Raw genomic sequence first — 26,105 nt, 5'->3', positions numbered from 1 at the left:
GTAGTACACCTCCTTGGAAATTACCCTTGACGTTGTTTGTGTTTTGGATTTTCACAAATGACCATGACTTTGCCGCGTCTGCGAATAACTTTGCATTTTTCGCAAATCGGTTTGACAGATGGTCTCACTTTCATGTTGTTTACCTCCTTATTAAACGGAGTGCAATCTTTTATTTATACCGATACGTGATTCGTCCACGCGTCAAATCATAGGGCGACAATTCCACCGTCACTCGGTCGCCGGGCAAAATGCGGATGAAGTGCATGCGGATTTTGCCGGACACATGGGCCAATACCGTATGCCCATTTTCTAATTCTACACGAAACATCGCATTTGGCAATGTTTCAATGACGGTGCCTTCTACTTCAATGACATCGTCTTTTGCCATCGAGCGGCTCCCCCTCCTTCGAATGAGTAACATTGTGTTACGCAAAACCGGACGGACATAAGGCGGCGCAATTGTCCACGGTGAGCGGGAAGGTCGGTAAGCGGCCGCCTTGATCGCGGAATCGGCGAAACAGCTTTAGACAACTGCAAACGTTGAAAACGGTTCGCCGATCTGCCCGAGCGCCTCGAGGCGGCTCTGCCTCGATCCGTTCACGTTAAAATTTCATAGCCATTTTCCGTAATCACAATCGTATGTTCAAAATGGGCACACCGTTTTCCGTCCGCCGTCACGACGGTCCAGTCATCAGCCAACGTTTTGACATGGCGGCTGCCCGCATTGACCATCGGTTCGATGCATAGCGTCATCCCCGGACGCAAAATCGGCCCTTTATTCGGCGGCCCATAATGCGGGACTTGCGGGTCTTCATGTAAGTGTTGACCAATTCCATGCCCCACATACTCGCGAACGACGGAAAAATGGTGCGCTTCAACATACGTTTGAATCGCATGAGAAATGTTCGTCAAACGAGCGCCTGGCTTCGCCTCGGCGAGTCCGACATACAACGATTGTTCTGTTACGTCGAGCAGCCGCTTCGTCTCCGCATCGATCTCCCCAACGGGATACGTCCAGGCGGAGTCGGCGTGATACCCTTCATACTGGGCGCCCACATCGATCGTAATAATGTCGCCCTCGCATAACACACGGTCGCCGGGAATGCCGTGCACAAGCTCCTCATTGACTGAAGCGCAAATGCTTCCCGGGAACCCTTGGTATCCTTTAAACGATGGAACGGCGCCATGGGAACGAATCACTTCCTCCGCGATGGCATCCAGTTCCTTTGTCGTGACCCCGGGGCGAATATGGTTTTTCAACTCTTCCAACGTAGCGGAAACAATTTTTCCAGCCTCGCGCATGAGGGCGATTTCGTGCGCGGTTTTGCAAATGATCATCGAGCAAGTCCCCCGAGCAATTCACGAATATCGGCAAACACCTTTTCCATGTCCTGTTCGCCGTTAATGTGGCGCAAATAGCCTTTTTGTTCGTAAAAGTCAAGGAGCGGCTTCATTTGTTTCATATTCACTTCGAGCCGGTTTGCCACTGTCGCTTCGTTATCATCGGCGCGCTGGTACAATTCCCCCCCGCACTTATCGCAAACACCCGGTTTCGCCGGCGGATGAAAAACAAGATGGTACGTCGCTCCGCAGTTGCGGCAAATCCGTCTGCCGGTCAAGCGCTCCATTAAAACGTCTTGGCGGACATCGATATGGATGACATAGTCAAGTTTGCGGCCGATGTCGGCCAACATCGTTTCTAGCGCCTCCGCTTGAGCGACCGTGCGCGGGAATCCATCGAGCAAAAAACCGTTTTGGCAATCGTCTTTGCTCAGCCGTTCACGGACAATGCCGATCGTCACTTCATCCGGAACAAGGTCGCCGCGGTCCATATATTGCTTCGCTTGAAGCCCTAGCGGCGTTCCTTCCTTCATCGCCGCCCGAAACATATCGCCCGTTGAAATGTGCGGAATACCGTAAGCCGCTACGATTTTCTCGGCCTGCGTGCCTTTGCCGGCACCCGGCAGCCCCATCAGCACTAAATTCATCCTAACTCCCCCTATCGGCAAGGGATGCCCGCTCTTGCCTTCTTTATTTGATGAATCCACGGTAATGGCGTTTCACCAGCTGGCTCTCAAGCTGTTTCATTGTCTCCAGCGCCACGCCGACGACAATGAGCAAGCTCGTACCGCCAATTTGCGCAGAAGGTGGCAAGTTCGCAACGTTCACGAAGAACACCGGCAGCACGGCAATGACCGCTAAAAAGACAGAGCCGACGAGCGTCAGCCGGTACAAAATTCTCGTTACATACTCTTGTGTATTCTTTCCAGGACGGATGCCTGGAATGTAGCCGCCTTGCTTCTTCAAATTCTCCGCCATTTGCTCCGGGTTGACTTGGACGAACGCATAAAAGTACGTAAACGCGATAATAAGCACGACGTAAATCGTCATGCCAATCGGATGGGTATAATCAAACGTTCGGCGAATCCACAATGTTACATCATTCGTACCAAAAAACGATGCGATCGTCGGTGGTGCAATTAAAAATGAGATCGCAAAAATCACTGGAATAACCCCGGCCGGGTTCACTTTTAACGGCAAGTGGGTGGAATGGCCGCCAACCGGACTCCGGCCTTCAAGCCGTTTGGCATATTGGATCGGAATTTTCCGGAACGCCTGCTGGATGTAAATGACCCCAACGATGACGGCGATGACCGCCAACGCCACGAGCAGGAGCCGGACGATGCGCAAAAACAAATCTTCCCCGACATTTTCAAACTGCTGGGCGTAGATTTGGTTTAGGACTGTCGGAATGCCGGAGACGATCCCTGCAAAAATAATGATCGAAATCCCATTTCCGACGCCTTTGGCGGTGATTTGCTCACCGAGCCACATTAAAAATGCGGTGCCGGCCGTCAAGACGACCGCGATCAGCAAATACGTGCCGATGCCCGGATTTCGAATGAGCATCCCGCCGGCTAAATTGTTGAAGCCGTACGACATGCCAAGCGCTTGGATAAACCCGAGCACGATCGTGAAATAGCGGGTAAACTGAGCTAATTTACGCCGGCCAACCTCGCCTTGCTTCGACCATTCTGTAAATTTCGGAACGACGTCCATTTGCAGCAGCTGGACGATAATCGACGCGGTGATGTAGGGCATAACCCCCATGGCAAAAATTGAAAAGTTTTGCAGCGCCCCGCCGCCAAAAATGTTCAGGACGCCGAACGCATTTAATTCATCTTGCAGCTTGAGCACATCGGTGTTCACGCTCGGAACCGGGATGAACGTTCCGATGCGGAACACGATCAGCATAAGAAGAGTGAAAATGATTTTGTTTCGAATATCACTGACGCGCATAAAGTTGGAGATTGTCCGAAACATTAAATCACCTCAGTTTTACCGCCAGCCGCCTCAATGGCCTCTTTCGCCGATGCCGAGAACTTATGTGCTTTGACCGTCAGCTTTTTCTCGATTTGGCCTTTGCCTAAAATTTTCACACCCGATTTCAACTTGCTAATAACGCCCGTTTCAAGGAGCAATTCCGGCGTTACTTCCGTTCCGTCTTCAAAACGGTTCAGTTTTTCCAAGTTCACGACTGCATATTCTTTCCGGTTGATGTTCGTGAAGCCGCGCTTCGGCAAACGGCGGAACAGCGGAGTTTGACCGCCTTCAAACCCAAGACGAACTCCTCCACCCGAGCGGGCATTTTGACCTTTTTGACCGCGGCCGGACGTTTTGCCGTTGCCCGAACCGATCCCGCGGCCGACACGAACCGCTTTCTTCCGGGAACCCGGCGCTGGTTGCAATTCATGAAGTTTCATGGCGAAGCACCTCCTTACGATTATTCCTCAATTTCTTTCACTTTGACCAGATGAGCGACTTTGTTGATCATCCCGCGGATGGCAGGATTGTCGTTATGGACGACCGTTTGATGCATTTTCCGCAAGCCGAGCGTTCTGACGGTAATGCGCTGATCTTCCGGACGGCCAATCACGCTGCGCGTGAGGGTAATCGCCAGTTTTTTTGCCATGATCGTTCCCTCCTTATCCTAACAGTTCCTCGACTGTTTTGCCGCGCAATTTTGCTACGTCTTCGGCGCGTTTTAATTGTTTCAACCCATCGAACGTGGCGCGCACCATGTTGATTGGCGTGTTCGAGCCGATCGATTTTGACAAAATGTCGCTGATGCCCGCCAGCTCTAATACGGCACGGGCCGGACCGCCGGCGATAACCCCGGTACCTTCAGAGGCCGGTTTTAAAATGATTTCCCCAGCGCCGAAGTGGCCGATGACTTCATGTGGAATCGTTGTGCCGACGATCGGCACTTCAATTAAGTTTTTCTTCGCATCTTCAATGGCTTTGCGGATCGCTTCCGGAACTTCTTGCGCTTTCCCGGTGCCAAATCCGACGTGGCCGTTTTTATCGCCGACGACGACGAGAGCTGAAAAGCGCAGGCGACGTCCGCCTTTCACGACTTTTGCTACACGGTTGACCGCGACTACACGCTCTTCGAGTTCGAGTTTATTTGGATCGATACGACGCATCGTTGTCCCTCCTTTGTGATTAGAATTCCAGACCGGCTTCGCGGGCGGCATCCGCTAGTGCTTTCACCCGGCCATGGTACAAATATCCGCCGCGATCGAAGACGACTTGTTTGATGCCTTTTTCCAACGCCCGTTTGGCGACAAGTTCGCCGACTTTTTTCGCCGCCTCAATGTTGTTCGTCGAATCTAAGCCGAACTCTTTATCCAATGTCGACGCGCTGACAATCGTTGCTGATTTTGTATCATCAATAATTTGTGCATAAATATGTTTGTTCGAACGGAACACGCTCAACCGCGGACGTTCAGTCGTGCCGAAGATTTTTTTCCGGATGCGCGCGTGTCTTTTTTTGCGGACCGCGTTTCGGTCAACTTTTGTAATCATCGAGTGTCACTCCTTTCGCTTCGCTATGCCGCGTTATTTACCAGTTTTGCCTTCCTTCAGGCGCACCAATTCGCCTTCGTAGCGAATGCCTTTGCCTTTATACGGCTCCGGTGGGCGTACAGCACGAATGTTGGCTGCCAATTCGCCGACGCGTTGTTTGTCTGCCCCTTTGACGATAATTTTCGTTTGGGACGGCACTTCGATTTCGAGCCCTTCCTCTGGCTCAATTTCTACCGGATGGGAGTAACCGACGCTCAACACAAGCTTTTTCCCTTGTTTGGACGCCCGGTACCCGACACCAACGAGTTCGAGCGCTTTTTCATACCCTTTCGAAACGCCTTCGACCATGTTGGCGAGCAAGCTGCGCGTCGTGCCGTGGAGCGCGCGGTGATGTTTTTCATCGCTTGGGCGCGTAACGGTGATCACATTGCCCTCAACGGTGATCGTCATATCCGGATGGAACGTGCGGGTTAATTCCCCTTTCGGCCCTTTGACCGTAACGGTATTGCCGTTCACAGTAACGGTGACACCGGCAGGAATTTCAATTGGTTTTTTGCCGACACGTGACATGTCAAACACACCTCCATTCTTGAGCAAATAAATTACCAAACGTAGGCGATTACTTCGCCGCCCGTGCCTTTTTGCCGTGCTTCTTTGTCCGTTAAGACGCCTTGTGATGTCGAAAGAATCGCGATGCCTAAGCCGTTTAAGACGCGCGGCACTTCATGAGCCTTGACGTATACGCGCAAACCGGGTTTGCTGATGCGTTTCAGCCCTGTAATGACGCGTTCATTGTTCGGGCCGTACTTCAAGAAGATGCGGAGAATGCCTTGTTTGTTGTCTTCGATATATTCATAATCACGAATAAACCCTTCGCGCTTTAAAATTTCGGCGATTTCCCGCTTGATTTTCGAAGCCGGGACTTCGAGCTTTTCGTGACGAACCATATTCGCATTCCGAATGCGGGTCAGCATATCAGCAATTGGATCTGTCATCACCATTTTGTTTTACCTCCTTCCCAATCAATGGGTTGATTACCAGCTGGCTTTTTTGATGCCAGGAAGTTGACCTTTATATGCGAGTTCACGGAAACAAATACGGCAAAGTTTAAACTTGCGGTAAACCGAATGCGGGCGGCCGCAGCGCTCGCAGCGGGTATACGCTCTTACTTTAAACTTCGGCGTCCGTTTTTGTTTCGCGATCATCGATTTTTTAGCCACGATTTCGCCTCCCTTGCCTTATGGGATCATTATTTTTGGAATGGCATGCCCAGCAACGCCAGCAGTTCACGCGCTTCTTCGTCCGTGTTGGCCGTTGTGACGATCACGATATCCATGCCGCGCACTTTGTTCACTTTATCGTAGTCAATCTCCGGGAAAATGAGCTGCTCTTTAATGCCGAGCGTATAGTTGCCGCGGCCATCGAACGCTTTTTTCGATACCCCGCGGAAGTCGCGCACGCGCGGGAGCGAGACCGAGATCAACTTATCAAGAAATTCATACATCCGTTCACCGCGCAACGTTACTTTTGCACCGATCGGCATCCCTTGGCGGAGACGGAAGCCCGCAATCGATTTTTTCGCGCGCGTCACAACCGGACGCTGGCCGGCGATCAACGTCAGCTCTTCGACGGCGCTGTCTAATGCTTTCGGGTTTTGCACCGCGTCGCCGACACCCATGTTGATGACGATTTTTTCGATTTTCGGCACTTGCATGATCGATTTATAGTTGAACTTGCTCATCAGAGCAGGAACGACTTCTTTTACATACTTCTCTTTTAGGCGGTTCATAAAGGTACCTCCTTTCCTGCGTCACGATTATTTATCTAAAATCTCTCCGGATTTTTTCGCGTAGCGCACTTTTTTGCCGTCGACAATTTTGTAGCCGATGCGCGTCGGTTCGCCTGTTTTCGGATCTAACGGCATCACTTTCGACACATGGATCGGCGCCTCTTTTTCGATGATGCCGCCTTGCGGATTCGCTTGCGACGGTTTCGAATGCTTTTTCACAATGTTGACGCCCTCAACGATGACGCGGTTTTTCTTCGGAAACGCCGCCAGGATGACGCCTTGTTTGCCTTTGTCTTTGCCGGAGATTACTTGCACTTTGTCACCTTTTTTTACATGCATCGCATTCGCACCTCCTTGAAACGTGCTTCCGTCCCATTAGATAACTTCCGGGGCTAACGAAATGATTTTCATGAAATCTTTGTCGCGCAGTTCGCGGGCAACCGGCCCAAAAATACGCGTGCCGCGCGGGCTTTTGTCATCGCGGATGATGACGCAGGCGTTCTCGTCAAAGCGGATATATGAACCGTCTGGACGGCGCACCCCGCGTTTTGTGCGGACGACAACTGCTTTCACGACTTGACCTTTTTTAACAACGCCACCTGGCGTCGCATCTTTAACCGTAGCGACAACAACATCGCCGATGTTCGCATAGCGGCGGCCCGAGCCTCCGAGCACTTTAATGACAAGCACTTCGCGTGCGCCAGAGTTATCAGCTACTTTTAAGCGAGATTCTTGTTGAATCATCGACGAAACCTCCTTTCGGACTTATCTCCCCGAACTGGAATGAAATGATTACAGAACAACTGCTTTTTCAACGATCTCGACGAGGCGGAACCGTTTCGTTGCCGACAGCGGGCGGGTTTCCATGATTTTGACGATGTCGCCCACTTTCGCTTCGTTATGTTCGTCATGCGCTTTGTATTTTTTCGAGTATTTGACGCGCTTGCCGTATAACGGATGTTTTTTGTACGTTTCAACCAAAACGGTAATCGTTTTGTCCATTTTGTCCGATACGACCCGTCCGACGTACACTTTGCGTTGATTGCGTTCGCTCATTCCGCAAACCTCCTCTCAAACATTATTTATTGGCAGCGAGCTCACGTTCGCGAATGATCGTTTTCATGCGGGCGATGTCTTTGCGCACTTGGCGGATGCGCGCCGTGTTTTCCAGTTGGCCCGTCGCCAGTTGGAAGCGAAGGTTGAACAGCTCTTCCTTCAACGCTTTAATTTTTTGTTCGATTTCGGCAGTGGTTAACTCACGGATTTCTTTCGCTTTCATTACGCTTCACCACCAGTTTCTTCACGTTTTACGAATTTGCATTTGATCGGAAGTTTGTGAGAAGCCAAACGCAATGCTTCACGTGCCACTTCCTCGGAAACACCGCCCACTTCAAACATCACTTTGCCTGGTTTGACAACCGCAACCCAGCCTTCCGGCGCCCCTTTACCGGAACCCATCCGCACTTCAAGCGGTTTCGCTGTGTACGGTTTCGAAGGGAAAATGCGAATCCATACTTTCCCGCCCCGTCTCATGTAGCGGGTCATCGCCCGACGGGCTGCCTCAATTTGCCGGTTCGTAATCCAAGCCGATTCCAACGCTTGGAGACCGAATTCACCGAAATGAACTTCCGTACCGCCTTTGGCGCGGCCTTTCATCCGTCCGCGATGTTCACGGCGATATTTGACGCGTTTTGGCATTAACATGATTATTTTCCTCCTTCCTCAGCTTTTTTCTTTGTCGGAAGGACTTCCCCACGGTAAATCCATACTTTCACGCCGATTTTTCCGTACGTCGTATCCGCTTCTGCCGTCGCATAGTCAATGTCAGCGCGCAGCGTATGGAGTGGAACCGTCCCTTCGCTGTAGTGCTCCGAACGTGCAATCTCTGCACCGCCTAAGCGGCCGGATACCATCGTTTTGATCCCTTTCGCCCCGGCGCGCATCGCCCGTTGAATCGCTTGTTTTTGCGCCCGGCGGAACGATACGCGGTTTTCAAGCTGGCGGGCAATATTTTCCGCAACAAGTTTCGCATCCAAATCCGGTTTTTTGATTTCAACGATGTTGATGTGAACGCGTTTGCCGGTCAATTGCGTGAGCGCTTTGCGGAGCGCTTCCACTTCCGAACCGCCTTTCCCGATGACCATGCCCGGTTTCGCCGTATGGATCGTCACGTTGACGCGGTTGGCGGCGCGTTCAATCTCTACGCGGGAAACGGCTGCGTCCTGCAAACGTTTGTTGATGTATTCACGGATTTTTAAGTCCTCATGCACGAGGTCTGCATAGTCTTTTTCCGCATACCATCTCGATTCCCAGTCACGAATGATGCCGATGCGCAGACCGATCGGATTGACCTTTTGACCCACGGATTATCCCTCCTTCTTTTCTGACACGACGATTGTAATATGGCTTGTGCGTTTATTAATGGCGCTTGCCCGGCCCATCGCACGCGGACGGAAACGTTTCAACGTTGGACCTTCATCAACGTACGCTTGGGAAATGACCAGGTTGTTGACGTCCATGTCATAGTTGTGTTCAGCGTTGGCAACAGCCGATTTCAACACTTTTTCAATGATCGGGGAAGCCGCTTTTGGCGTGTGGCGCAAAATCGCGAATGCTTCGCCCACTTCCTTCCCACGGATCAAGTCAATGACTAAGCGCGCTTTACGAGGAGCGATGCGAACGGTTCTCGCAACAGCTTTAGCTTGCATATCCAGAACCTCCTCTCATTACCGTTTTGTTTTCTTGTCATCGCCAGCATGGCCGCGGAACGTGCGCGTCGGCGCAAATTCACCCAATTTGTGCCCGACCATGTCTTCTGTGATGTATACCGGTACATGTTTGCGGCCGTCATATACGGCGATCGTATGGCCGACAAACTGCGGGAAGATCGTCGAACGGCGAGACCATGTTTTGATCACTTGTTTTTGCCCAGTTTCATTGAGCTTTTCGATTTTTTTCATCAAATGTTCATCGCAAAACGGACCTTTTTTCAAGCTGCGACCCATAAGTGAACCTCCCTTCTGAATTGCGCTCGTTCATTATTTCTTGCGGCGGCGAATGATGAATTTATCCGATTTGTTTTTCTTTTTGCGCGTTTTGTATCCGAGCGTCGGTTTGCCCCACGGCGTCATCGGCGACTTGCGTCCGATCGGTGCTTTCCCTTCACCACCGCCGTGCGGATGATCAACCGGGTTCATAACCGAACCGCGAACAGTCGGACGGATGCCTAACCAGCGAGCGCGCCCTGCTTTCCCGATGTTGACAAGTTCGTGCTGCTCGTTGCCGACTTCACCGACAGTAGCGCGGCATTTGCCCAAAATCATGCGCACTTCGCCCGAAGCGAGGCGAACGATCACATATTTGCCTTCTTTCCCGAGCACTTGCGCCGACGTTCCGGCTGCGCGCACCAATTGCCCGCCGCGGCCCGGCTTCAATTCGATGTTGTGGACAAGCGTACCGACCGGGATGTTTTCAAGCGGCAATGCATTCCCGATTTTAATGTCCGCATCCGGACCCGACATGATTTCCATGCCGACTTTTAAGTTTTTCGGCGCGATGATGTACCGTTTTTCACCGTCTGCATAGTTGATGAGCGCGATGTTCGCCGAGCGGTTCGGATCGTACTCAATCGTAGCAACGCGTCCTGGAATTCCATCTTTGTCACGCTTAAAGTCGATGATCCGGTATTGACGCTTATGACCCCCGCCTTGATGGCGAACGGTAATTTTCCCTTGGTTGTTGCGGCCTGCTTTTTTCTTTAATGGAGCAAGCAGCGATTTTTCCGGCTGGTCTGTCGTGATCTCCGAGAAATCAAGCACCGTCATGCCGCGACGGCCGTTCGATGTCGGTTTGTATTTTTTAATCGCCATCGGAATGTCCCTCCTTCGCTTTTAGTCTTACACTTCAAACAGTTCGATTTCTTTGCTGTCTGGCGTCAGCGTGACGATCGCTTTGCGGCGGCGGTTCGTATAGCCGCTGTAGCGGCCGACGCGTTTAAATTTCCCTTTATAGTTCATGATGTTGACTTTCTCGACTTTGACGCCAAAAATTTTCTCGACCGCGTCTTTCACTTCCGTTTTGTTCGCTTTGACGTCGACCTCAAACGTATATTTCTTTTGCCCGATCAAATTCATTGTGTTTTCCGTGATGATGGGGCGCTTAATAATGTCGCGAGGGTCTTTCATTATGCAAGCACCTCCTCTACTTTCTCCACGGCCGCCTTCGTAATGACGAGCTTATCGTGGTTTAACACGTCAAGCACGTTGATGCCGTTGGCTGGAACGACTTTGACGCCCGGGATGTTGCGCGCCGACAAATATACATTCTCATTGAGTTCGTCGGTCACAATGAGTGCTTTCCGATCCACCGAGAGATTGTTTAAAATTTTGACCATTTCCTTCGTCTTCGGTGCTTCAAGCGACAATTGGTCCAGTACCACGATGTCGTTTTCGAGCACTTTTGAAGACAATGCCGATTTGATCGCTAAACGGCGGACTTTTTTCGGCAATTTGTAGCTGTAGCTGCGCGGAACCGGACCAAAGACCGTGCCGCCGCCGCGCCATTGCGGAGCGCGAATCGAACCTTGGCGGGCGCGTCCTGTCCCTTTTTGACGCCACGGTTTGCGGCCGCCGCCGCTCACTTCCGCGCGGTTTTTCGTTTTGTGCGTTCCTTGGCGCATCGAGGCGCGCTGCATAATGACAGCTTCGAACAATACGTGTTTATTCGGTTCAATCCCAAAAACGGCATCGTTCAGCTCGATTTCTCCGACTGTCTGCCCGTTTTGGTTATATAATGCTACTTTTGGCATTACGTAGTTCCTCCTTTCTCGGCCAAATGTTATTTCGCCTTCGCTTTCGCTTTAACGGCGCTTTTTACGATCACTAATCCTTTTCTAGGGCCCGGTACGTTCCCTTTGATGAGCAACAAGTTACGTTCCGGATCGACCTTGACAATTTTCAAGTTTTGAATCGTCACACGCTCGCCGCCCATGCGTCCCGGCAAGTTTTTCGTTTTGAATACGCGGTTTGGCGCGATGGCACCCATTGAACCCGGGCGACGATGATAGCGAGAACCGTGAGCCATTGGCCCGCGCGACTGGCCGTGGCGCTTAATGGCCCCTTGGAACCCTTTCCCTTTGGAAATGCCTGTGACATCGACGATGTCGCCTTCGCTGAAAATGTCCACTTTTACTTCTTGGCCAACTTCATACTCATTGATGTTGGCGCCGCGAATTTCACGAATGAAGCGCTTAGGTGCCGTGTTTGCTTTGGCAGCATGGCCAATTTGCGGTTTGTTGGCGCGTTTTTCGCTAATATCTTCAAACCCTAATTGGATCGCTTCATAACCGTCGTTTTCGATCGTTTTCTTTTGCAACACGACGTTTGGTGTTGCATGGATGACAGTAACCGGAATCAAATCGCCATTTTCCGCAAATATTTGCGTCATACCGATTTTTCTGCCTAAGATTCCCTTCGTCATTCGTCACACCTCCTAATCGATTAAAGTTTAATTTCAATATCAACGCCCGACGGCAAATCCAGCCGCATCAACGAATCAACCGTTTGCGGAGTCGGATTGATAATGTCAATCAAACGTTTGTGTGTCCGCATTTCGAATTGTTCACGAGAGTCTTTGTACTTGTGAACGGCACGCAAAATCGTATAGACCGTTCTTTCCGTCGGCAGCGGGATCGGCCCCGACACTTTCGCCCCAGAACGTTTTGCCGTTTCGACGATTTTCTCTGCCGATTGATCTAAAATTCGATGATCATAAGCCTTTAAACGAATACGGATTTTTTCTTTTGCCATTTTGGTTTCCCTCCTTCTTCGCCTATTTTGAAAATAGACTTCTCCATGGAAATTTCCTGCACACCGCCGTGGCAAAGCGGCCGGGTGTGTCAGCAACCTTCCACTTCATCGCAGTCAAAGACCAACATTTGATATTATACTCGTATGTAAGCGAGATTGCAAGTGATTTCTTCGCTTTTCCCACACTTCCTCATTATACATAGCGGCCGCCTCATTTTCAATAAGACACCCAAACGGTGAAGTTTGGCAAAACCGCGTCAAAGATTGAAAGAACGGTGATGAATAGGATTCTCTGGCAGCCAGGATAAAGAAAAAAAGGATGTCCAATCGTTGGACATCCTTTTTTCTTGATTACTCGATGATTTCCGATACGGAACCAGCGCCAACTGTACGGCCGCCTTCACGGATCGAGAATTTCGTTCCTTCCTCGATCGCGATCGGCGCGATCAGCTCAACCGTCATCTCAACGTTGTCGCCAGGCATAACCATTTCAACGCCTTCCGGAAGCGTGATGATGCCTGTTACGTCCGTTGTGCGGAAGTAGAATTGCGGACGATAGTTCGAGAAGAACGGAGTATGGCGTCCGCCTTCCTCTTTCGTCAGAACGTAAACTTGTGCTTTAAATTTCGTATGCGGCGTGATCGAGCCCGGTTTTGCCAATACTTGGCCGCGCTCAACTTCGTCGCGCGATACACCGCGGAGAAGCGCACCGATGTTGTCTCCAGCTTCTGCTTGGTCAAGAAGTTTACGGAACATTTCAACACCCGTAACCGTCGTGGCTTTCGGCTCGTCAGAAAGACCGATGATTTCAACCGGGTCACCGACTTTGAGCGTACCGCGCTCAACACGGCCCGTCGCAACCGTACCACGGCCTGTGATCGAGAAAACGTCCTCAATCGGCATCATGAACGGTTTGTCAACTTCACGTTGCGGAGTCGGGATGTACTCATCAACCGCGTTCATCAATTCAATGATTTTTTCTTCCCATTGCGGATCGCCTTCGAGCGCTTTTAATGCCGAACCTTTGATAACCGGCACTTCATCGCCCGGGAAGTCGTATTCAGAGAGAAGGTCGCGAACTTCCATTTCAACGAGTTCAAGCAATTCTTCGTCGTCCACCATGTCGCATTTGTTCAAGAAAACAACGATGTACGGAACGCCGACTTGGCGGGAGAGAAGAATGTGTTCGCGCGTTTGCGGCATCGGACCGTCAGCTGCCGATACAACAAGGATCGCGCCGTCCATTTGCGCTGCGCCCGTGATCATGTTTTTGACGTAGTCAGCGTGGCCCGGGCAGTCAACGTGCGCATAGTGACGAGCATCTGTTTCATACTCGACGTGCGCTGTCGAAATCGTGATCCCGCGTTCACGCTCTTCCGGAGCTGCGTCGATTTGGTCGTACGCTTTTGCTTCGGCTTTCCCTTGTTTCGCCAAAACCGTCGTGATCGCAGCTGTCAACGTCGTTTTCCCATGGTCAACGTGGCCGATCGTGCCAATGTTGACGTGCGGTTTCGTGCGCTCAAATTTCGCTTTAGCCATGAGAAAGATCCTCCTTAAAAGTAAAATATGAATTTGTATAGTTAGGTAAGTATAGGATGCTTGGGAACAAAATGTTCCCAAGTCTTACTTACATAAGTATTTATAGCGAAACTAGCAAGAGAAATCAATTATTCGCCTTTATTTTTTTTGATAATTTCATCGGCGATGTTTTTCGGAACTTCTTCGTAGTGATCAAATACCATCGAGAATGTTCCGCGCCCTTGCGTGTTCGAACGGAGCGATGTCGCATAACCGAACATTTCGGCCAGCGGTACCATCGCGCGCACGACTTGGGCGTTCCCGCGCGCTTCCATCCCTTCAACGCGACCGCGGCGAGATGTGATGTCACCCATAATGTCGCCGAGGTATTCCTCAGGGATGACAACTTCGACTTTCATGATCGGCTCAAGGAGAACCGGCTCGCACTTCGTCGCGGCGTTTTTCAGCGCCAATGAAGCGGCGATTTTGAACGCCATTTCACTCGAGTCGACGTCGTGGTACGATCCGTCGAACAGTTTCGCTTTAATGTCGACGACCGGATAGCCAGCTAAGACGCCATTTTGCATCGCTTCTTCCAAACCAGCTTGGACGGCCGGCACATACTCTTTCGGAACGACACCGCCGACAATGGCGTTTTCGAATTCGAAGCCTTTGCCGCGTTCGTTCGGCGAGAATTCGATCCAAACGTGACCGTATTGACCGCGGCCGCCGGACTGGCGAACGAATTTGCCTTCGACTTGGGCCGATTTGCGGAACGTTTCGCGATAAGCAACTTGCGGCGCGCCGACGTTCGCCTCAACTTTGAACTCACGGCGCATCCGGTCAACGATGATGTCAAGATGCAGCTCGCCCATCCCGGAAATGATCGTTTGCCCCGTTTCCGGGTCGGTGTGAGCGCGGAACGTCGGGTCTTCTTCTTGCAATTTTTGCAGCGCTTGACCCATTTTGTCTTGGTCCGCTTTCGATTTCGGTTCGATCGCCACCGAAATAACCGGCTCTGGGAATTGCATCGACTCGAGGATGACGAGATTTTTCTCATCACATAGAGTATCGCCGGTTGTCGTATCTTTTAAACCTACTGCTGCCGCAATGTCGCCGGCATAGACTGTTGAGATTTCTTGACGGTGGTTCGCGTGCATTTGCAACAAGCGGCCGATCCGTTCGCGTTTGCGTTTCGTCGAGTTCATGACGTACGAACCGGAATCAAGCGTTCCCGAGTATACGCGGAAGAACGTCAATTTCCCGACATACGGGTCGGTCATGATTTTGAACGCCAGCGCCGCAAACGGAGCGTCGTCACGCGCTTCGCGAGTCACTTCTTCTTCCGTATCCGGAATGACGCCGCGAATCGCCGGAATGTCAACCGGAGACGGCAAGTAGTCGACAACGCCATCAAGGAGCAGCTGAACACCTTTGTTTTTGAATGCCGAGCCGCAGAAGACCGGGAAGAATTCAACACTGATCGTCGCTTTGCGGATGGCGGCTTTCAGCTCTTCTTTCGTGATCTCTTCGCCTTCCAAATATTTCATCATTAATTCTTCGTCCAGCTCAGCGACCGCCTCAACCAGCTTGTTATGGTACTCTTCTGCCATATCGCGGTATTCTTCCGGAATGTCAATGCGCTCAATGTTTTTGCCGAGCTCGTCGTGGTAATGGTATGCGCACATTTCAACCAGGTCGATAATGCCAGAGAACTGGTCTTCGGCGCCGATCGGCAGCTGCACCGGGTGAGCGTTTGCTTGCAAGCGGTCATGGAGCGTTTTCACCGCATACAAGAAGTCCGCACCGATCTTGTCCATTTTGTTGACGAACACGATCCGTGGAACACCGTATGTGGTTGCTTGACGCCAAACCGTTTCCGTTTGCGGCTCTACGCCGGATTGGGCATCAAGAACTGTAATGGCTCCATCCAACACGCGCAACGAACGTTCAACCTCAACCGTGAAGTCGACGTGCCCCGGCGTGTCGATGATGTTGATGCGATGGCCTTTCCATTGCGCCGTTGTCGCCGCCGACGTAATCGTAATCCCGCGCTCTTGCTCTTGCTCCATCCAGTCCATCGTGGCTGCGCCTTCGTGCACTTCCCCGATTTTATGAACGCGTCCTGTGTAGAACAAGATCCGTTCCGTCGTCGTCGTTTTCCCGGCGTCAATGTGCGCCATGATCCCTATGTTGCGAGTGTTTTCTAAGGAGAACTCTCTTGCCATAGTGGTTATTTTCTCCTTCCTTACAAAATAAAATATAAGCAGATGGCACCGCCATCTATGGCGCAATCTCTTTTTTTAGAGAAGTTATACTGCACGCAGCCGAAAGGGCCACAATATATAGGAAGATAGGTGAACAGGCAACATCAGCCGTGCCTTCTCACCTATTCCCTTAAGACAGCGCTCCTTACCAGCGGTAATGGGCAAACGCTTTGTTCGCTTCGGCCATTTTATGCGTATCTTCGCGTTTTTTCACCGCTGCGCCTGTGTTGTTGGCAGCGTCCATGATCTCGTTCGCCAAGCGTTCTTCCATCGTTTTCTCTCCGCGAAGGCGGGCGTATTGCACAAGCCAGCGCAATCCGAGGGAAACGCGGCGGTCCGGACGGACTTCGACCGGAACTTGGTAGTTCGCCCCACCGACGCGGCGAGCGCGCACTTCCAACACCGGCATCACGTTTTTCAGCGCTTGCTCAAACACTTCCATTGGATCTTTACCCGTGCGTTCACGAATAATATCAAAGGCAGTGTAAAGAATTTTTTGTGCTTTTGATTTTTTTCCGTCGATCATAATTTTATTGATCAAACGGGTAACAAGTTTTGAATTGTAAATTGGGTCTGGCAATACGTCACGTTTAGCAACAGGGCCTCTACGTGGCATAGTTTTTCCTCCCTTCAGGAAAACATTCTCTTCACTTCATTATTTTTTCGCTGCTTTTGGTTTTTTCGCGCCGTATTTCGAACGACCTTGCATCCGGTTGGCAACGCCAGCCGTATCAAGCGCACCGCGGATGATATGGTAGCGCACCCCTGGCAAGTCTTTAACACGTCCGCCGCGGATCAGCACAACGCTGTGTTCTTGCAAGTTATGGCCGATCCCCGGGATGTAAGCCGTTACCTCGATCCCGTTCGTCAGACGGACACGGGCATATTTCCGAAGCGCCGAGTTCGGTTTTTTCGGCGTCATCGTGCCGACACGCGTGCAGACGCCGCGTTTTTGCGGAGACGCCACATTTGTTTGTTCTTTTTTGAAGCTGTTGTACCCTTTGTTCAACGCAGGGGATTTCGATTTAAATACTTTTTTCTCGCGTCCTTTGCGGACTAATTGGTTGATTGTAGGCATGAAAAAGTTCCTCCTTTCACATGTATCGTTTAAGCCCACATATCCAGGTGGTTCATCATGTATGCAAACAAAGGTTTAAAGGCAAACGGATCAACGGAGAATCGCCACCGCAGCCGCGCCGACTTGGATTTTGCATGCTTTGCCGAGCTTTTTCATCGAGTCGACTTTCGTGACCGGCACGTTCGCTTCATTGGCAGCAGCGGTCACTTTTTCGATAATCGGCAAATCGGCATCTTCCGCTACGATCACTTCCGTTGCTTTCCCTTCCTTTAAAGCCCTTATCGTTTGTTTGGTTCCAATGACGATTTTCCCAGCCTGCAATACTTTTTCATAAGACATGTAACATATCCTCCAAAGTACCAGGTTGTTGGAACACCTTTATTAGACTACCATTTTCTTTGTTCATTGTCAACTGGATTTTTTTCATCAAGGACCGGCCGGTCAAAGGTTGCCTTGAACCGGCCGATCTCTGCTTTTTACTTCGATGGAACCGTATCGCCAGCCGTTTCCTTTTTGACGGCCGGCTTCACTTTCCGGTAGCGGGCCATACCGGTTCCGGCTGGGACAAGTTTGCCGATAATGACGTTTTCTTTCAAGCCGAGCAGCTCATCCCGCTTCCCTTTGATGGCGGCGTCGGTCAGGACGCGCGTCGTTTCTTGGAACGAAGCCGCGGACAAGAACGAATCCGTTTCAAGCGACGCTTTCGTAATACCCAGCAGCACCGGGCGGGCTGTCGCCGGTCGCTTTCCTTCGTGGATGGCTTGGGCGTTGACATCGGTAAACTGGTGGACGTCCAAAAGCGTGCCCGGCAGCACATCCGTATCGCCGGCATCGACAACGCGCACTTTGCGCAGCATTTGCCGCACCATCACTTCAATATGCTTATCGCTGATTTCAACCCCTTGCATCCGGTACACTTTTTGCACTTCACGAAGCAAGTACTCTTGAACGGATGTAATATCGCGCACGCGCAACAACTGTTTCGGGTCGACCGAGCCTTCTGTCAGCTCTTGGCCGCGTTCGACGCGCTGACCTTCTTCGACTTTCAGCCGCGCGTTGTACGGCGCTACATACGTACGCGTTTCGACCTCGCTTTGTACGACGATTTCATATTGGTTGTCGCGCGTTTCATTAATCGAAATAACCGTGCCGTCGATTTCAGAAATGACCGCTTGCCCTTTCGGGTTGCGCGCTTCAAACAGCTCCTGCACCCGCGGCAAACCTTGGGTAATGTCGTCCCCGGCGACGCCGCCCGTATGGAACGTCCGCATCGTCAGCTGCGTGCCCGGCTCACCGATCGATTGAGCGGCGATAATGCCGACCGCCTCGCCAACTTCCACATCCATGCCCGTCGCCATATTGCGGCCGTAGCATTTTTTGCATACGCCATGGCGCGTGTTGCAGGCAAAGACGGAGCGGATCCACACTTCCGTAATGCCCGCCTTAATAATTTCGTTTGCAATGTCTTCAGTGATCATTTCATCTTTGCGGACGATCACTTCACCGGTTTCCGGATGGCGCACCGTTTTGTGCGCATAGCGGCCGACAAGCCGTTCTTCCAGCTTGACGACGACCTCGGTGCCATCCGTCAATGCGCGTGCCAAAATGCCGCGGTCGGTGCCGCAATCCTCTTCGCGGACGATGACATCCTGCGCCACATCGACGAGACGTCTCGTCAAATATCCCGAGTCGGCCGTTTTGAGCGCCGTATCCGCCAACCCTTTTCGAGCGCCGTGCGTCGAGATAAAGTACTCCAATACCGTCAGCCCTTCGCGGAACGACGATTTGATCGGCAGTTCGATGATCCGGCCGGCCGGGTTGGCCATTAAGCCGCGCATCCCGGCGAGCTGCGTAAAGTTCGACGCGTTCCCCCGCGCTCCGGAATCGCTCATCATAAAGATCGGGTTGCGCTTATCGAGCGATTTCATCAAGCGGTCTTGGATTTTATCTTTCGCCGCGCTCCAGATGGAGATGACACGCTCATACCGCTCTTCGTCGGTGATCAACCCGCGGCGGAACTGCTTTAAGACGGTATCGACCTTCGCTTGCGCCTCATCCAAAATTTCTTGTTTTTCCGGCAAGACGACAATGTCAGCGACGCCGATCGTAATCCCGGCTTTCGTCGAATATTGGAAACCGAGGTCTTTCATGCGGTCCAGCATTTTTGACGTCTCGGTGATTTTGAACCGCTTGAACACTTCAGCAATAATTTGCCCGAGCACTTTTTTCTTAAACGGCGGCACAGGCTCGCGCTTGCGAATCTCCTCGCGCACGTTGACCCCTTTGTCAAGGAAATACTTGTCCGGCGTCCGCCCTTCGATGTTTTCCGTCGTCGGCTCGTTAATGTACGGGAACGAGTTGGGCAAAATTTCGTTGAAAATCAGTTTGCCGACCGTCGTTAAGAGCAGTTTGTTGTTTTGCTCCTCGGTAAACGTTTCATTTTTCAGCGAGCCGGCATGGACGGCGATGCGCGAGTGGAGATGGACATAACCGTTATGGTAAGCGAGCAGCGCTTCGTCCGTATCTTTGAACACCATGCCTTCGCCGATCGCCCCTTCGCGTTCCATCGTCAAGTAATAGTTTCCTAACACCATGTCTTGGGAAGGTGTCACGACCGGCTTTCCGTCTTTCGGGTTCAAAATGTTTTGCGCCGCCAGCATCAACAGGCGCGCTTCCGCTTGTGCCTCGGCCGACAGCGGCACGTGCACCGCCATTTGGTCGCCGTCGAAGTCGGCGTTGTATGCCGTACAAACGAGCGGATGAAGGCGGATGGCCCGGCCTTCGACGAGCGTCGGCTCAAAGGCTTGAATGCCGAGACGGTGAAGCGTCGGGGCGCGGTTGAGCAGCACCGGATGCTCTTTAATGACGTCTTCAAGCACATCCCATACCTCAGGGTGGACGCGCTCAATTTTCCGTTTCGCGCTTTTAATGTTGTGCGCCAGTCCCCGCTCCACAAGCTCCTTCATGACGAACGGCTTAAACAGCTCGAGCGCCATTTCTTTCGGCAGGCCGCATTGATACATTTTCAAGTTCGGACCGACGACAATGACGGAACGGCCGGAGTAGTCAACGCGTTTGCCGAGCAGGTTTTGCCGGAAGCGCCCTTGCTTCCCTTTCAGCATGTGGGAAAGCGATTTTAACGGGCGGTTCCCCGGCCCGGTCACCGGACGGCCGCGGCGGCCGTTGTCAATCAAGGCGTCGACCGCTTCCTGGAGCATCCGTTTCTCGTTTTGGACGATAATATTCGGCGCGCCAAGGTCAAGCAGGCGCTTCAGCCGGTTATTGCGGTTAATGACGCGGCGGTACAAATCGTTTAAGTCCGATGTCGCAAACCGGCCCCCATCGAGCTGGACCATCGGGCGCAATTCCGGCGGAATGACCGGCAATACATCTAGCACCATCCACGCTGGGTCGTTTCCGGAGCTGCGGAACGCCTCAAGCACTTCAAGCCGTTTAATGATACGGGCGCGCCGCTGTCCTTGCACCGTCTTCAGTTCTTCTTTCAACGCCGCCACTTCTTTATCCAAATCAATGTCCTGAAGCAGCTTTTTGATCGCTTCCGCCCCCATCGACGCTTGGAACGACTGGCCGTATTTCTCGCGATAGGCGCGGTATTCCTTTTCCGACAGCAGTTGTTTTTTCTCCAGCGGCGTATCGCCGGGATCGGTGACGACGTAAGAGGCAAAATAAATCACTTCTTCGAGCGCCCGCGGCGACATATCAAGCACAAGCCCCATCCGGCTCGGGATGCCTTTGAAATACCAGATGTGGGAAACCGGAGCAGCGAGCTCAATATGCCCCATCCGTTCACGGCGGACTTTTGACCGCGTCACTTCAACGCCGCAGCGGTCGCAGACAACCCCTTTGTAGCGGACGCGCTTATACTTGCCGCAATGGCATTCCCAGTCTTTTGTCGGGCCGAAAATGCGTTCGCAAAACAAGCCGTCTTTTTCCGGCTTTAGCGTCCGGTAGTTGATCGTTTCCGGCTTTTTGACTTCACCGTACGACCAAGAACGAATTTTCTCCGGGGAAGCGAGCCCGATTTTCATGTACTCGAATTTATTGACATCTAGCAAGGGGTATACCTCCCTCTTTGATCCGTCGGTTTTGCTCCATGGCTTGTTCGTCATCCGTTCGCCTCAATGGCCGCGGGCGGGGAAACGCTCCCCGCCTTTTCGCCATTGCCGGTTACTCTTTCGTTACCGCATCTTTTTCTTCGCTGGCTTCTTCCGGTTCAGCCGGTTTCACATCGACCATGATCGCATCCGGCGCATGATCATCATCGTCGTCAAAGTTTTCCATGTTGATTTCCTGTTCGTCGCTCGTCAAAATCGTGACGTCCATCCCTAGACTTTGCAGCTCTTTGATCAACACTTTAAACGACTCCGGCACACCCGGTTCCGGAATGTTTTCCCCTTTGACGATCGCTTCGTACGTTTTGACGCGGCCAACCACATCGTCAGACTTGACGGTCAAAATTTCCTGCAGCGTATACGCCGCACCGTACGCTTCAAGCGCCCATACTTCCATCTCGCCAAAGCGCTGGCCGCCGAACTGCGCCTTACCGCCGAGCGGCTGCTGGGTGACAAGCGAGTACGGGCCGGTCGAGCGAGCGTGGAGTTTGTCGTCGACCATGTGGGCAAGCTTGATCATGTACATGATCCCGACCGACACGCGGTTGTCAAACGGTTCGCCCGTCCGCCCGTCATACAGCACCGTTTTGGCATCGCGCGCCATGCCAGCTTCTTCAAGAATGTTCCAAACATCTTCCTCCGTCGCTCCGTCAAAGACTGGGGAAGCGATATGCAAGCCAAGTTTTTTCGCCGCCATGCCAAGATGCAGCTCAAACACTTGCCCGATGTTCATCCGCGACGGAACGCCGAGCGGGTTCAACATGATGTCAATCGGCGTGCCATCCGGCAAGAACGGCATATCTTCTTCCGGAAGAATGCGGGAGATAACCCCTTTGTTTCCGTGGCGGCCTGCCATTTTATCGCCTTCGGAAATTTTCCGCTTTTGCACGATATAGACGCGCACCAACTGGTTCACGCCCGGCGGGAGTTCGTCGCCGTCTTCGCGGTTGAACACTTTGACGTCAAGGACAATGCCGCCGCCGCCGTGCGGGACGCGCAGCGACGTATCGCGCACCTCGCGCGCTTTTTCGCCGAAGATCGCATGCAACAGCCGCTCCTCAGCCGTCAGCTCGGTCATTCCTTTCGGTGTCACTTTGCCGACGAGCAAATCGCCGTCTTTCACTTCTGCGCCGATGCGGACGATGCCGCGCTCATCCAAGTTTTTCAACGCATCTTCACCGACGTTCGGGATGTCGCGTGTAATTTCTTCCGGACCGAGCTTCGTGTCACGCGATTCGGCTTCATACTCTTCAATATGGATTGACGTATACACGTCTTCTTTGACGAGCCGTTCGCTCATGATGATCGCATCTTCGTAGTTGTAGCCGTCCCATGTCATAAAGGCAACAAGCACGTTGCGGCCAAGCGCCAATTCGCCTTTATCCATCGACGGGCCATCGGCCAAAATTTCGCCCTGCTCAACGATATCGCCTTTTTTCACGATCGGCCGCTGGTTGTAGCACGTGCCTTGGTTCGACCGGACGAATTTCAGCAACCGATATTTATCTAGATCACCCTTGACTTCTTTGCCGTCGACTTCAATGAGCCGGCGCACCCAAATTTCTTTTGCTTCTACGCGTTCGACGATGCCGCGATGCTTGCAAATCACCGCCGCGCCCGAGTCTTTCGCCGAAACATACTCCATGCCTGTGCCGACGATCGGTGCTTCCGGCTCCAATAGCGGCACCGCTTGCCGCTGCATGTTCGCCCCCATCAAGGCGCGGTTCGAGTCGTCATTTTCCAAAAACGGGATGCACGCCGTCGCCGCCGAGACGACTTGCTTCGGCGACACGTCCATATAGTCGACGCGGTCGCGCTTTACGACGATGTTCTCGCCGCGGAAACGGGCGATGACGTTTTCCTCAAGGAACGTCCCGTCTTCCGCAAGCGGCACGTTCGCCTGCGCTACAACGTAATTGTCCTCTTCATCGGCTGTCAAATAATCGATTTGGTCCGTTACCCGCCCTGTTTCCGGATCGACGCGCCGGTATGGCGTTTCAATAAAACCAAACTTGTTCACTTTCGCGTAAGTGGACAGCGAGTTGATGAGCCCGATGTTCGGCCCTTCCGGCGTCTCGATCGGACACATCCGCCCATAGTGCGAATAGTGAACGTCGCGCACTTCAAACCCGGCGCGCTCGCGCGTCAATCCGCCGGGGCCAAGCGCAGAAAGGCGGCGCTTATGCGTCAGTTCAGCGAGCGGGTTCGTCTGATCCATAAACTGCGACAGCTGCGAGCTGCCGAAAAACTCTTTAATCGCTGCGATCACCGGGCGGATGTTGATCAGCTGCTGCGGCGTGATCGTGTTCGTATCTTGAATCGACATGCGCTCGCGCACGACGCGTTCCATGCGCGACAAGCCGATGCGGAATTGGTTTTGCAGCAGTTCGCCGACCGAACGGAGACGGCGGTTGCCCAAATGGTCGATGTCATCCGTATCGCCGACGCCGTGGAGCAAGTTGAAGAAATAGCTGATCGATGCAATGATGTCCGCCGGCGTAATATGTTTGACATCTTCCGCAATAAAGCCGTTGCCGATGATGTTGATTACCTTTTCGTTGTCCGGATCATTCGGTGCATAAATTTTCACGGTCTGCACCTCAATCGGACCATCCGCCACTCCCTCAGCCGGACGGTACGTCCGCAGCCCGACTCCTTTTTCCAAATACGGCAGCAGGCGGTTCAGCGTCCGGCGGTCGATCATCGCTCCAGCTTCAGCGATGACTTCTCCCGTTTCCGGATCGACGATCGTTTCCGCCAGCCGCTGGTTGAACAAACGGTTTTTAATATGAAGCTTTTTGTTGATTTTATAGCGCCCGACGCTGGCCAAATCGTAGCGTTTCGGGTCAAAAAAGCGGGACGCAAGCAAGCTTTTCGCGTTCTCAAGCGTCGGCGGCTCGCCCGGACGGAGGCGCTCATATATTTCAATCAATGCCTTTTCCGTGCTGTCGGTATTATCTTTTTCGAGCGTATTGCGCAAATATTCGTTATCGCCGAGCAGGTCGATGATTTCTTGATCGGAGCTGAATCCGAGCGCACGAAGAAGCACCGTCACCGGCAGCTTGCGGGTGCGGTCGATGCGGACGTAAACGACATCTTTCGCGTCCGTTTCATATTCAAGCCATGCGCCGCGGTTCGGAATCACGGTTGCCGAATAGCCGCGCTTCCCGTTTTTATCGACTTTATCGCTGTAATACACACTTGGCGAGCGAACGAGCTGGGAGACAATCACGCGTTCCGCCCCGTTGATGATGAACGTTCCTGTTTCCGTCATGAGCGGAAAATCGCCCATAAACACATCCTGCTCTTTCACTTCACCCGTTTCTTTATTGATCAGGCGTACTTTCACACGAAGCGGCGCCGCATATGTAACATCGCGTTCTTTCGCCTCTTCGACCGTATATTTCGGTTCTCCTAAACTATAGTCGATAAATTCAAGCGAGAGATTGCCAGAAAAGTCTTCAATCGGGGAAATTTCCTTGAACATTTCCCGCAGCCCTTCATCGAGAAACCATTGGTAGGAGGACGTTTGAATTTCGATCAAGTTCGGCAATTCCAGCACTTCGCTAATGCGTGCGTAACTTCTCCGTTGGCGGTGTCGCCCGTATTGAACTAGTCGGCCTGTCAAGAGTGATTCACCCCTCAAATGTAGACATTAGTGAAAACCGGAAGCGGAACATCGCATTGATCCAGCCGCCTTGGCGGCATATGCCGCCAAGGCCGTCGGCCGCTCCGCCATTCCGGGGCAAAGCGCTAGGCATGCATGCGGCTGGCCCCCGCCATCCGGACGGAAACGGTTCAGCTATGACGCCGCCGTTTCGGTAAGGGGATTTCACACGCTCCCGGTGCGAGGAAACCAGGCGTTGGATGGAGAAAAAAAGAAAATGGTTTCTATCCAGTAGAAAACCATATGTTTAGCTGTATATTGATTTTATCATTTTTTCCATCATGTCCAAAAATATACGTCATCCCCTCATGTGGGAAATGTGCATATTTAGCATTTTATAATGTTACCACAACCAAAAAAGAGTGTCAACATTTTTTTGCCTTTATGATATAATATCCTTTTTTCTTGGAAGCCACCTCAACAAACGGAAACAGTTCTTTCAGCTTTTCAAGCGCTGATGGCGCCCCTTGTTTTTTTTGAATGACGACCCATAGCTCCCCGCCGTCAAGCAAGTGGTCCCGGCTTTGTTCAAAAATCGCGTGGACAACCCGCTTGCCGGCCCGGATCGGCGGATTGGTGACAACGGCCGCAAACCGCTGTTCCCCGACTTCTGAAAACAAGTCGCTCTGGTAAATGCGCACATTATCGATATGGTTTGCACGCTTGTTTTCCCGCGCCAGCTCCAGCGCCCGCTCATTCACATCGATCATTTGGACGAGCCGGTTCGGAAACGATTTGGCCAGAGCGAGGCCGATCGGTCCGTATCCGCAGCCGACATCCAATAGGTCGCCGGCCACTTCCGGCTCCTCAAACGTTTCGATCAGCAGCTGCGTGCCAAAATCGACACCGCGTTTGGAAAACACCCCGCTGTCGGTTGTAAAGCGAAATTCATGCCCCCGGAGCGTAAACGTCCACGTTTGCGGGTTTCGCTCTGACGTGGGAGCAGCTGAATAATAATGTTCGCTCACCATCATCCC

34 protein-coding genes are annotated in these 26,105 nt (G+C 52.2%); all 34 read right to left on the bottom strand.

The window, feature by feature from the left end:
- Window positions 1-20: 20 nt before the first annotated feature.
- The 34 genes from rpmJ to ETC02_RS08710 all read right to left on the bottom strand — a co-directional run bounded on the left by rpmJ (window position 21) and on the right by ETC02_RS08710 (window position 26,096).
- The gene (rpmJ, locus tag ETC02_RS08875; RefSeq protein ID WP_003247619.1) at window positions 21-134 is read right to left on the bottom strand and encodes a 50S ribosomal protein L36; all 114 of its coding nucleotides are present in this window, start codon (window positions 132-134) and stop codon (window positions 21-23) included.
- Window positions 135-169: 35 nt separating this feature from the next.
- Window positions 170-388: a translation initiation factor IF-1 gene (gene infA, locus ETC02_RS08870; protein WP_011229642.1), complete on the bottom strand. Its 219-nt coding sequence runs from the start codon at window positions 386-388 to the stop codon at window positions 170-172.
- A 209-nt stretch (window positions 389-597) separates the two neighbouring features.
- The gene (gene map, locus ETC02_RS08865) at window positions 598-1,338 is read right to left on the bottom strand and encodes a type I methionyl aminopeptidase (protein ID WP_044746820.1); all 741 of its coding nucleotides are present in this window, start codon (window positions 1,336-1,338) and stop codon (window positions 598-600) included.
- On the bottom strand, window positions 1,335-1,988 hold the full coding sequence (locus ETC02_RS08860; RefSeq protein ID WP_033008686.1) for an adenylate kinase: 654 nt from the start codon (window positions 1,986-1,988) through the stop codon (window positions 1,335-1,337). Before ETC02_RS08860 ends, map begins: the two co-directional genes overlap by 4 nt.
- A 43-nt stretch (window positions 1,989-2,031) precedes the next feature.
- On the bottom strand, window positions 2,032-3,324 hold the full coding sequence (gene secY, locus ETC02_RS08855; RefSeq protein ID WP_033008685.1) for a preprotein translocase subunit SecY: 1,293 nt from the start codon (window positions 3,322-3,324) through the stop codon (window positions 2,032-2,034).
- Window positions 3,324-3,764: a 50S ribosomal protein L15 gene (rplO, locus tag ETC02_RS08850; RefSeq protein ID WP_011229638.1), complete on the bottom strand. Its 441-nt coding sequence runs from the start codon at window positions 3,762-3,764 to the stop codon at window positions 3,324-3,326. Before rplO ends, secY begins: the two co-directional genes overlap by 1 nt.
- 20 nt (window positions 3,765-3,784) lie before the next feature.
- Window positions 3,785-3,973 carry a 50S ribosomal protein L30 gene (gene rpmD, locus ETC02_RS08845; RefSeq protein ID WP_033008683.1) on the bottom strand — a complete coding sequence of 63 codons (189 nt, stop codon included), beginning with the start codon at window positions 3,971-3,973 and terminating at the stop codon, window positions 3,785-3,787.
- 13 nt (window positions 3,974-3,986) lie between these two features.
- Window positions 3,987-4,487, bottom strand: a complete 501-nt coding sequence (gene rpsE, locus ETC02_RS08840) for a 30S ribosomal protein S5 (protein ID WP_033008682.1) — start codon at window positions 4,485-4,487, stop codon at window positions 3,987-3,989.
- Window positions 4,488-4,506: 19 nt separating this feature from the next.
- Entirely contained in the window at window positions 4,507-4,869 is a 363-nt protein-coding gene (gene rplR, locus ETC02_RS08835; protein ID WP_033008681.1) for a 50S ribosomal protein L18, read from the bottom strand.
- A 33-nt stretch (window positions 4,870-4,902) separates the two neighbouring features.
- Window positions 4,903-5,439, bottom strand: coding sequence for a 50S ribosomal protein L6 (gene rplF / locus ETC02_RS08830; protein ID WP_011229634.1), 537 nt, complete (start codon window positions 5,437-5,439; stop codon window positions 4,903-4,905).
- Window positions 5,440-5,471: 32 nt separating this feature from the next.
- Window positions 5,472-5,870: a 30S ribosomal protein S8 gene (gene rpsH, locus ETC02_RS08825; protein ID WP_033008676.1), complete on the bottom strand. Its 399-nt coding sequence runs from the start codon at window positions 5,868-5,870 to the stop codon at window positions 5,472-5,474.
- A gap of 33 nt (window positions 5,871-5,903) precedes the next feature.
- Window positions 5,904-6,089 (bottom strand): type Z 30S ribosomal protein S14, encoded by a 186-nt coding sequence (locus ETC02_RS08820; protein WP_003247599.1) that lies wholly within the window; start codon window positions 6,087-6,089, stop codon window positions 5,904-5,906.
- A gap of 29 nt (window positions 6,090-6,118) precedes the next feature.
- A complete protein-coding gene (rplE, locus tag ETC02_RS08815) occupies window positions 6,119-6,658 on the bottom strand; it encodes a 50S ribosomal protein L5 (RefSeq protein WP_033008675.1) in 540 nt (179 codons plus the stop codon).
- Between the two features lie 27 nt (window positions 6,659-6,685).
- Entirely contained in the window at window positions 6,686-6,997 is a 312-nt protein-coding gene (gene rplX / locus ETC02_RS08810) for a 50S ribosomal protein L24 (RefSeq protein ID WP_050368062.1), read from the bottom strand.
- Window positions 6,998-7,033: 36 nt separating this feature from the next.
- Entirely contained in the window at window positions 7,034-7,402 is a 369-nt protein-coding gene (gene rplN, locus ETC02_RS08805) for a 50S ribosomal protein L14 (protein WP_011229630.1), read from the bottom strand.
- A gap of 48 nt (window positions 7,403-7,450) precedes the next feature.
- Complete coding sequence (rpsQ, locus tag ETC02_RS08800; RefSeq protein ID WP_033008672.1) at window positions 7,451-7,714, bottom strand: 30S ribosomal protein S17; 264 nt, start codon at window positions 7,712-7,714, stop codon at window positions 7,451-7,453.
- Window positions 7,715-7,736: 22 nt separating this feature from the next.
- Complete coding sequence (gene rpmC, locus ETC02_RS08795; protein ID WP_011229628.1) at window positions 7,737-7,937, bottom strand: 50S ribosomal protein L29; 201 nt, start codon at window positions 7,935-7,937, stop codon at window positions 7,737-7,739.
- On the bottom strand, window positions 7,937-8,362 hold the full coding sequence (gene rplP / locus ETC02_RS08790) for a 50S ribosomal protein L16 (protein WP_011229627.1): 426 nt from the start codon (window positions 8,360-8,362) through the stop codon (window positions 7,937-7,939). Before rplP ends, rpmC begins: the two co-directional genes overlap by 1 nt.
- A gap of 2 nt (window positions 8,363-8,364) precedes the next feature.
- A complete protein-coding gene (rpsC, locus tag ETC02_RS08785; protein ID WP_033008670.1) occupies window positions 8,365-9,021 on the bottom strand; it encodes a 30S ribosomal protein S3 in 657 nt (218 codons plus the stop codon).
- Window positions 9,022-9,024: 3 nt separating this feature from the next.
- On the bottom strand, window positions 9,025-9,366 hold the full coding sequence (gene rplV / locus ETC02_RS08780) for a 50S ribosomal protein L22 (protein ID WP_033008668.1): 342 nt from the start codon (window positions 9,364-9,366) through the stop codon (window positions 9,025-9,027).
- Between the two features lie 18 nt (window positions 9,367-9,384).
- Complete coding sequence (rpsS, locus tag ETC02_RS08775; RefSeq protein WP_003247570.1) at window positions 9,385-9,663, bottom strand: 30S ribosomal protein S19; 279 nt, start codon at window positions 9,661-9,663, stop codon at window positions 9,385-9,387.
- A 33-nt stretch (window positions 9,664-9,696) separates the two neighbouring features.
- Window positions 9,697-10,527 carry a 50S ribosomal protein L2 gene (gene rplB / locus ETC02_RS08770; protein ID WP_011229623.1) on the bottom strand — a complete coding sequence of 277 codons (831 nt, stop codon included), beginning with the start codon at window positions 10,525-10,527 and terminating at the stop codon, window positions 9,697-9,699.
- A 27-nt stretch (window positions 10,528-10,554) separates the two neighbouring features.
- Window positions 10,555-10,842 carry a 50S ribosomal protein L23 gene (gene rplW, locus ETC02_RS08765; RefSeq protein WP_033008663.1) on the bottom strand — a complete coding sequence of 96 codons (288 nt, stop codon included), beginning with the start codon at window positions 10,840-10,842 and terminating at the stop codon, window positions 10,555-10,557.
- Window positions 10,842-11,465: a 50S ribosomal protein L4 gene (gene rplD / locus ETC02_RS08760; RefSeq protein ID WP_033008661.1), complete on the bottom strand. Its 624-nt coding sequence runs from the start codon at window positions 11,463-11,465 to the stop codon at window positions 10,842-10,844. Before rplD ends, rplW begins: the two co-directional genes overlap by 1 nt.
- A gap of 29 nt (window positions 11,466-11,494) precedes the next feature.
- Window positions 11,495-12,136: a 50S ribosomal protein L3 gene (gene rplC, locus ETC02_RS08755; protein ID WP_033008659.1), complete on the bottom strand. Its 642-nt coding sequence runs from the start codon at window positions 12,134-12,136 to the stop codon at window positions 11,495-11,497.
- A 20-nt stretch (window positions 12,137-12,156) separates the two neighbouring features.
- On the bottom strand, window positions 12,157-12,465 hold the full coding sequence (gene rpsJ / locus ETC02_RS08750; RefSeq protein ID WP_008881945.1) for a 30S ribosomal protein S10: 309 nt from the start codon (window positions 12,463-12,465) through the stop codon (window positions 12,157-12,159).
- A gap of 351 nt (window positions 12,466-12,816) precedes the next feature.
- On the bottom strand, window positions 12,817-14,004 hold the full coding sequence (gene tuf / locus ETC02_RS08745) for an elongation factor Tu (protein WP_033008656.1): 1,188 nt from the start codon (window positions 14,002-14,004) through the stop codon (window positions 12,817-12,819).
- Window positions 14,005-14,132: 128 nt separating this feature from the next.
- Entirely contained in the window at window positions 14,133-16,211 is a 2,079-nt protein-coding gene (gene fusA, locus ETC02_RS08740) for an elongation factor G (protein WP_050368061.1), read from the bottom strand.
- Window positions 16,212-16,395: 184 nt separating this feature from the next.
- The gene (gene rpsG, locus ETC02_RS08735; protein ID WP_033008652.1) at window positions 16,396-16,866 is read right to left on the bottom strand and encodes a 30S ribosomal protein S7; all 471 of its coding nucleotides are present in this window, start codon (window positions 16,864-16,866) and stop codon (window positions 16,396-16,398) included.
- Between the two features lie 39 nt (window positions 16,867-16,905).
- Window positions 16,906-17,328 carry a 30S ribosomal protein S12 gene (gene rpsL / locus ETC02_RS08730; protein ID WP_033008650.1) on the bottom strand — a complete coding sequence of 141 codons (423 nt, stop codon included), beginning with the start codon at window positions 17,326-17,328 and terminating at the stop codon, window positions 16,906-16,908.
- Window positions 17,329-17,418: 90 nt separating this feature from the next.
- Window positions 17,419-17,667 carry a 50S ribosomal protein L7ae-like protein gene (locus ETC02_RS08725; protein WP_047817642.1) on the bottom strand — a complete coding sequence of 83 codons (249 nt, stop codon included), beginning with the start codon at window positions 17,665-17,667 and terminating at the stop codon, window positions 17,419-17,421.
- A 137-nt stretch (window positions 17,668-17,804) separates the two neighbouring features.
- Entirely contained in the window at window positions 17,805-21,404 is a 3,600-nt protein-coding gene (rpoC, locus tag ETC02_RS08720; protein ID WP_050368060.1) for a DNA-directed RNA polymerase subunit beta', read from the bottom strand.
- A gap of 112 nt (window positions 21,405-21,516) precedes the next feature.
- A complete protein-coding gene (gene rpoB, locus ETC02_RS08715) occupies window positions 21,517-25,089 on the bottom strand; it encodes a DNA-directed RNA polymerase subunit beta (protein ID WP_160268506.1) in 3,573 nt (1,190 codons plus the stop codon).
- A gap of 404 nt (window positions 25,090-25,493) precedes the next feature.
- A complete protein-coding gene (locus ETC02_RS08710) occupies window positions 25,494-26,096 on the bottom strand; it encodes a class I SAM-dependent methyltransferase (protein ID WP_033008715.1) in 603 nt (200 codons plus the stop codon).
- Window positions 26,097-26,105: the final 9 nt, after the last annotated feature.

Origin of the sequence: Geobacillus sp. DSP4a (genome assembly GCF_013096875.1) — a bacterium.
GTDB lineage: Bacteria > Bacillota > Bacilli > Bacillales > Anoxybacillaceae > Geobacillus > Geobacillus thermophilus.
The sequence above is the reverse complement of the archived record's forward strand: the minus strand, read 5'-3'. Positions and strand labels throughout refer to the sequence as shown.

What these genes read in the sequence shown, in the direction of transcription:
- rpmD (WP_033008683.1), bottom strand. Translation starts at nt 3,973, where the DNA reads ATGGCAAAAAAACTGGCGATTACCCTCACGCGCAGCGTGATTGGCCGT.
- rpsH (WP_033008676.1), bottom strand. Translation starts at nt 5,870, where the DNA reads ATGGTGATGACAGATCCAATTGCTGATATGCTGACCCGCATTCGGAAT.
- rpmC (WP_011229628.1), bottom strand. Translation starts at nt 7,937, where the DNA reads ATGAAAGCGAAAGAAATCCGTGAGTTAACCACTGCCGAAATCGAACAA.
- rplO (WP_011229638.1), bottom strand. Translation starts at nt 3,764, where the DNA reads ATGAAACTTCATGAATTGCAACCAGCGCCGGGTTCCCGGAAGAAAGCG.
- rplP (WP_011229627.1), bottom strand. Translation starts at nt 8,362, where the DNA reads ATGTTAATGCCAAAACGCGTCAAATATCGCCGTGAACATCGCGGACGG.
- rpsE (WP_033008682.1), bottom strand. Translation starts at nt 4,487, where the DNA reads ATGCGTCGTATCGATCCAAATAAACTCGAACTCGAAGAGCGTGTAGTC.
- rplN (WP_011229630.1), bottom strand. Translation starts at nt 7,402, where the DNA reads ATGATTCAACAAGAATCTCGCTTAAAAGTAGCTGATAACTCTGGCGCA.
- map (WP_044746820.1), bottom strand. Translation starts at nt 1,338, where the DNA reads ATGATCATTTGCAAAACCGCGCACGAAATCGCCCTCATGCGCGAGGCT.
- rplR (WP_033008681.1), bottom strand. Translation starts at nt 4,869, where the DNA reads ATGATTACAAAAGTTGACCGAAACGCGGTCCGCAAAAAAAGACACGCG.
- rpmJ (WP_003247619.1), bottom strand. Translation starts at nt 134, where the DNA reads ATGAAAGTGAGACCATCTGTCAAACCGATTTGCGAAAAATGCAAAGTT.
- rplB (WP_011229623.1), bottom strand. Translation starts at nt 10,527, where the DNA reads ATGGCGATTAAAAAATACAAACCGACATCGAACGGCCGTCGCGGCATG.
- rplW (WP_033008663.1), bottom strand. Translation starts at nt 10,842, where the DNA reads ATGAAAGACCCTCGCGACATTATTAAGCGCCCCATCATCACGGAAAAC.
- rpsQ (WP_033008672.1), bottom strand. Translation starts at nt 7,714, where the DNA reads ATGAGCGAACGCAATCAACGCAAAGTGTACGTCGGACGGGTCGTATCG.
- rplF (WP_011229634.1), bottom strand. Translation starts at nt 5,439, where the DNA reads ATGTCACGTGTCGGCAAAAAACCAATTGAAATTCCTGCCGGTGTCACC.
- rplD (WP_033008661.1), bottom strand. Translation starts at nt 11,465, where the DNA reads ATGCCAAAAGTAGCATTATATAACCAAAACGGGCAGACAGTCGGAGAA.
- fusA (WP_050368061.1), bottom strand. Translation starts at nt 16,211, where the DNA reads ATGGCAAGAGAGTTCTCCTTAGAAAACACTCGCAACATAGGGATCATG.
- secY (WP_033008685.1), bottom strand. Translation starts at nt 3,324, where the DNA reads ATGTTTCGGACAATCTCCAACTTTATGCGCGTCAGTGATATTCGAAAC.
- rplV (WP_033008668.1), bottom strand. Translation starts at nt 9,366, where the DNA reads ATGCAAGCTAAAGCTGTTGCGAGAACCGTTCGCATCGCTCCTCGTAAA.
- tuf (WP_033008656.1), bottom strand. Translation starts at nt 14,004, where the DNA reads ATGGCTAAAGCGAAATTTGAGCGCACGAAACCGCACGTCAACATTGGC.
- infA (WP_011229642.1), bottom strand. Translation starts at nt 388, where the DNA reads ATGGCAAAAGACGATGTCATTGAAGTAGAAGGCACCGTCATTGAAACA.
- rplX (WP_050368062.1), bottom strand. Translation starts at nt 6,997, where the DNA reads ATGCATGTAAAAAAAGGTGACAAAGTGCAAGTAATCTCCGGCAAAGAC.
- ETC02_RS08725 (WP_047817642.1), bottom strand. Translation starts at nt 17,667, where the DNA reads ATGTCTTATGAAAAAGTATTGCAGGCTGGGAAAATCGTCATTGGAACC.
- rpsL (WP_033008650.1), bottom strand. Translation starts at nt 17,328, where the DNA reads ATGCCTACAATCAACCAATTAGTCCGCAAAGGACGCGAGAAAAAAGTA.
- ETC02_RS08860 (WP_033008686.1), bottom strand. Translation starts at nt 1,988, where the DNA reads ATGAATTTAGTGCTGATGGGGCTGCCGGGTGCCGGCAAAGGCACGCAG.
- rplC (WP_033008659.1), bottom strand. Translation starts at nt 12,136, where the DNA reads ATGACGAAGGGAATCTTAGGCAGAAAAATCGGTATGACGCAAATATTT.
- rpsS (WP_003247570.1), bottom strand. Translation starts at nt 9,663, where the DNA reads ATGGGTCGCAGCTTGAAAAAAGGTCCGTTTTGCGATGAACATTTGATG.
- rplE (WP_033008675.1), bottom strand. Translation starts at nt 6,658, where the DNA reads ATGAACCGCCTAAAAGAGAAGTATGTAAAAGAAGTCGTTCCTGCTCTG.
- rpsJ (WP_008881945.1), bottom strand. Translation starts at nt 12,465, where the DNA reads ATGGCAAAAGAAAAAATCCGTATTCGTTTAAAGGCTTATGATCATCGA.
- rpsG (WP_033008652.1), bottom strand. Translation starts at nt 16,866, where the DNA reads ATGCCACGTAGAGGCCCTGTTGCTAAACGTGACGTATTGCCAGACCCA.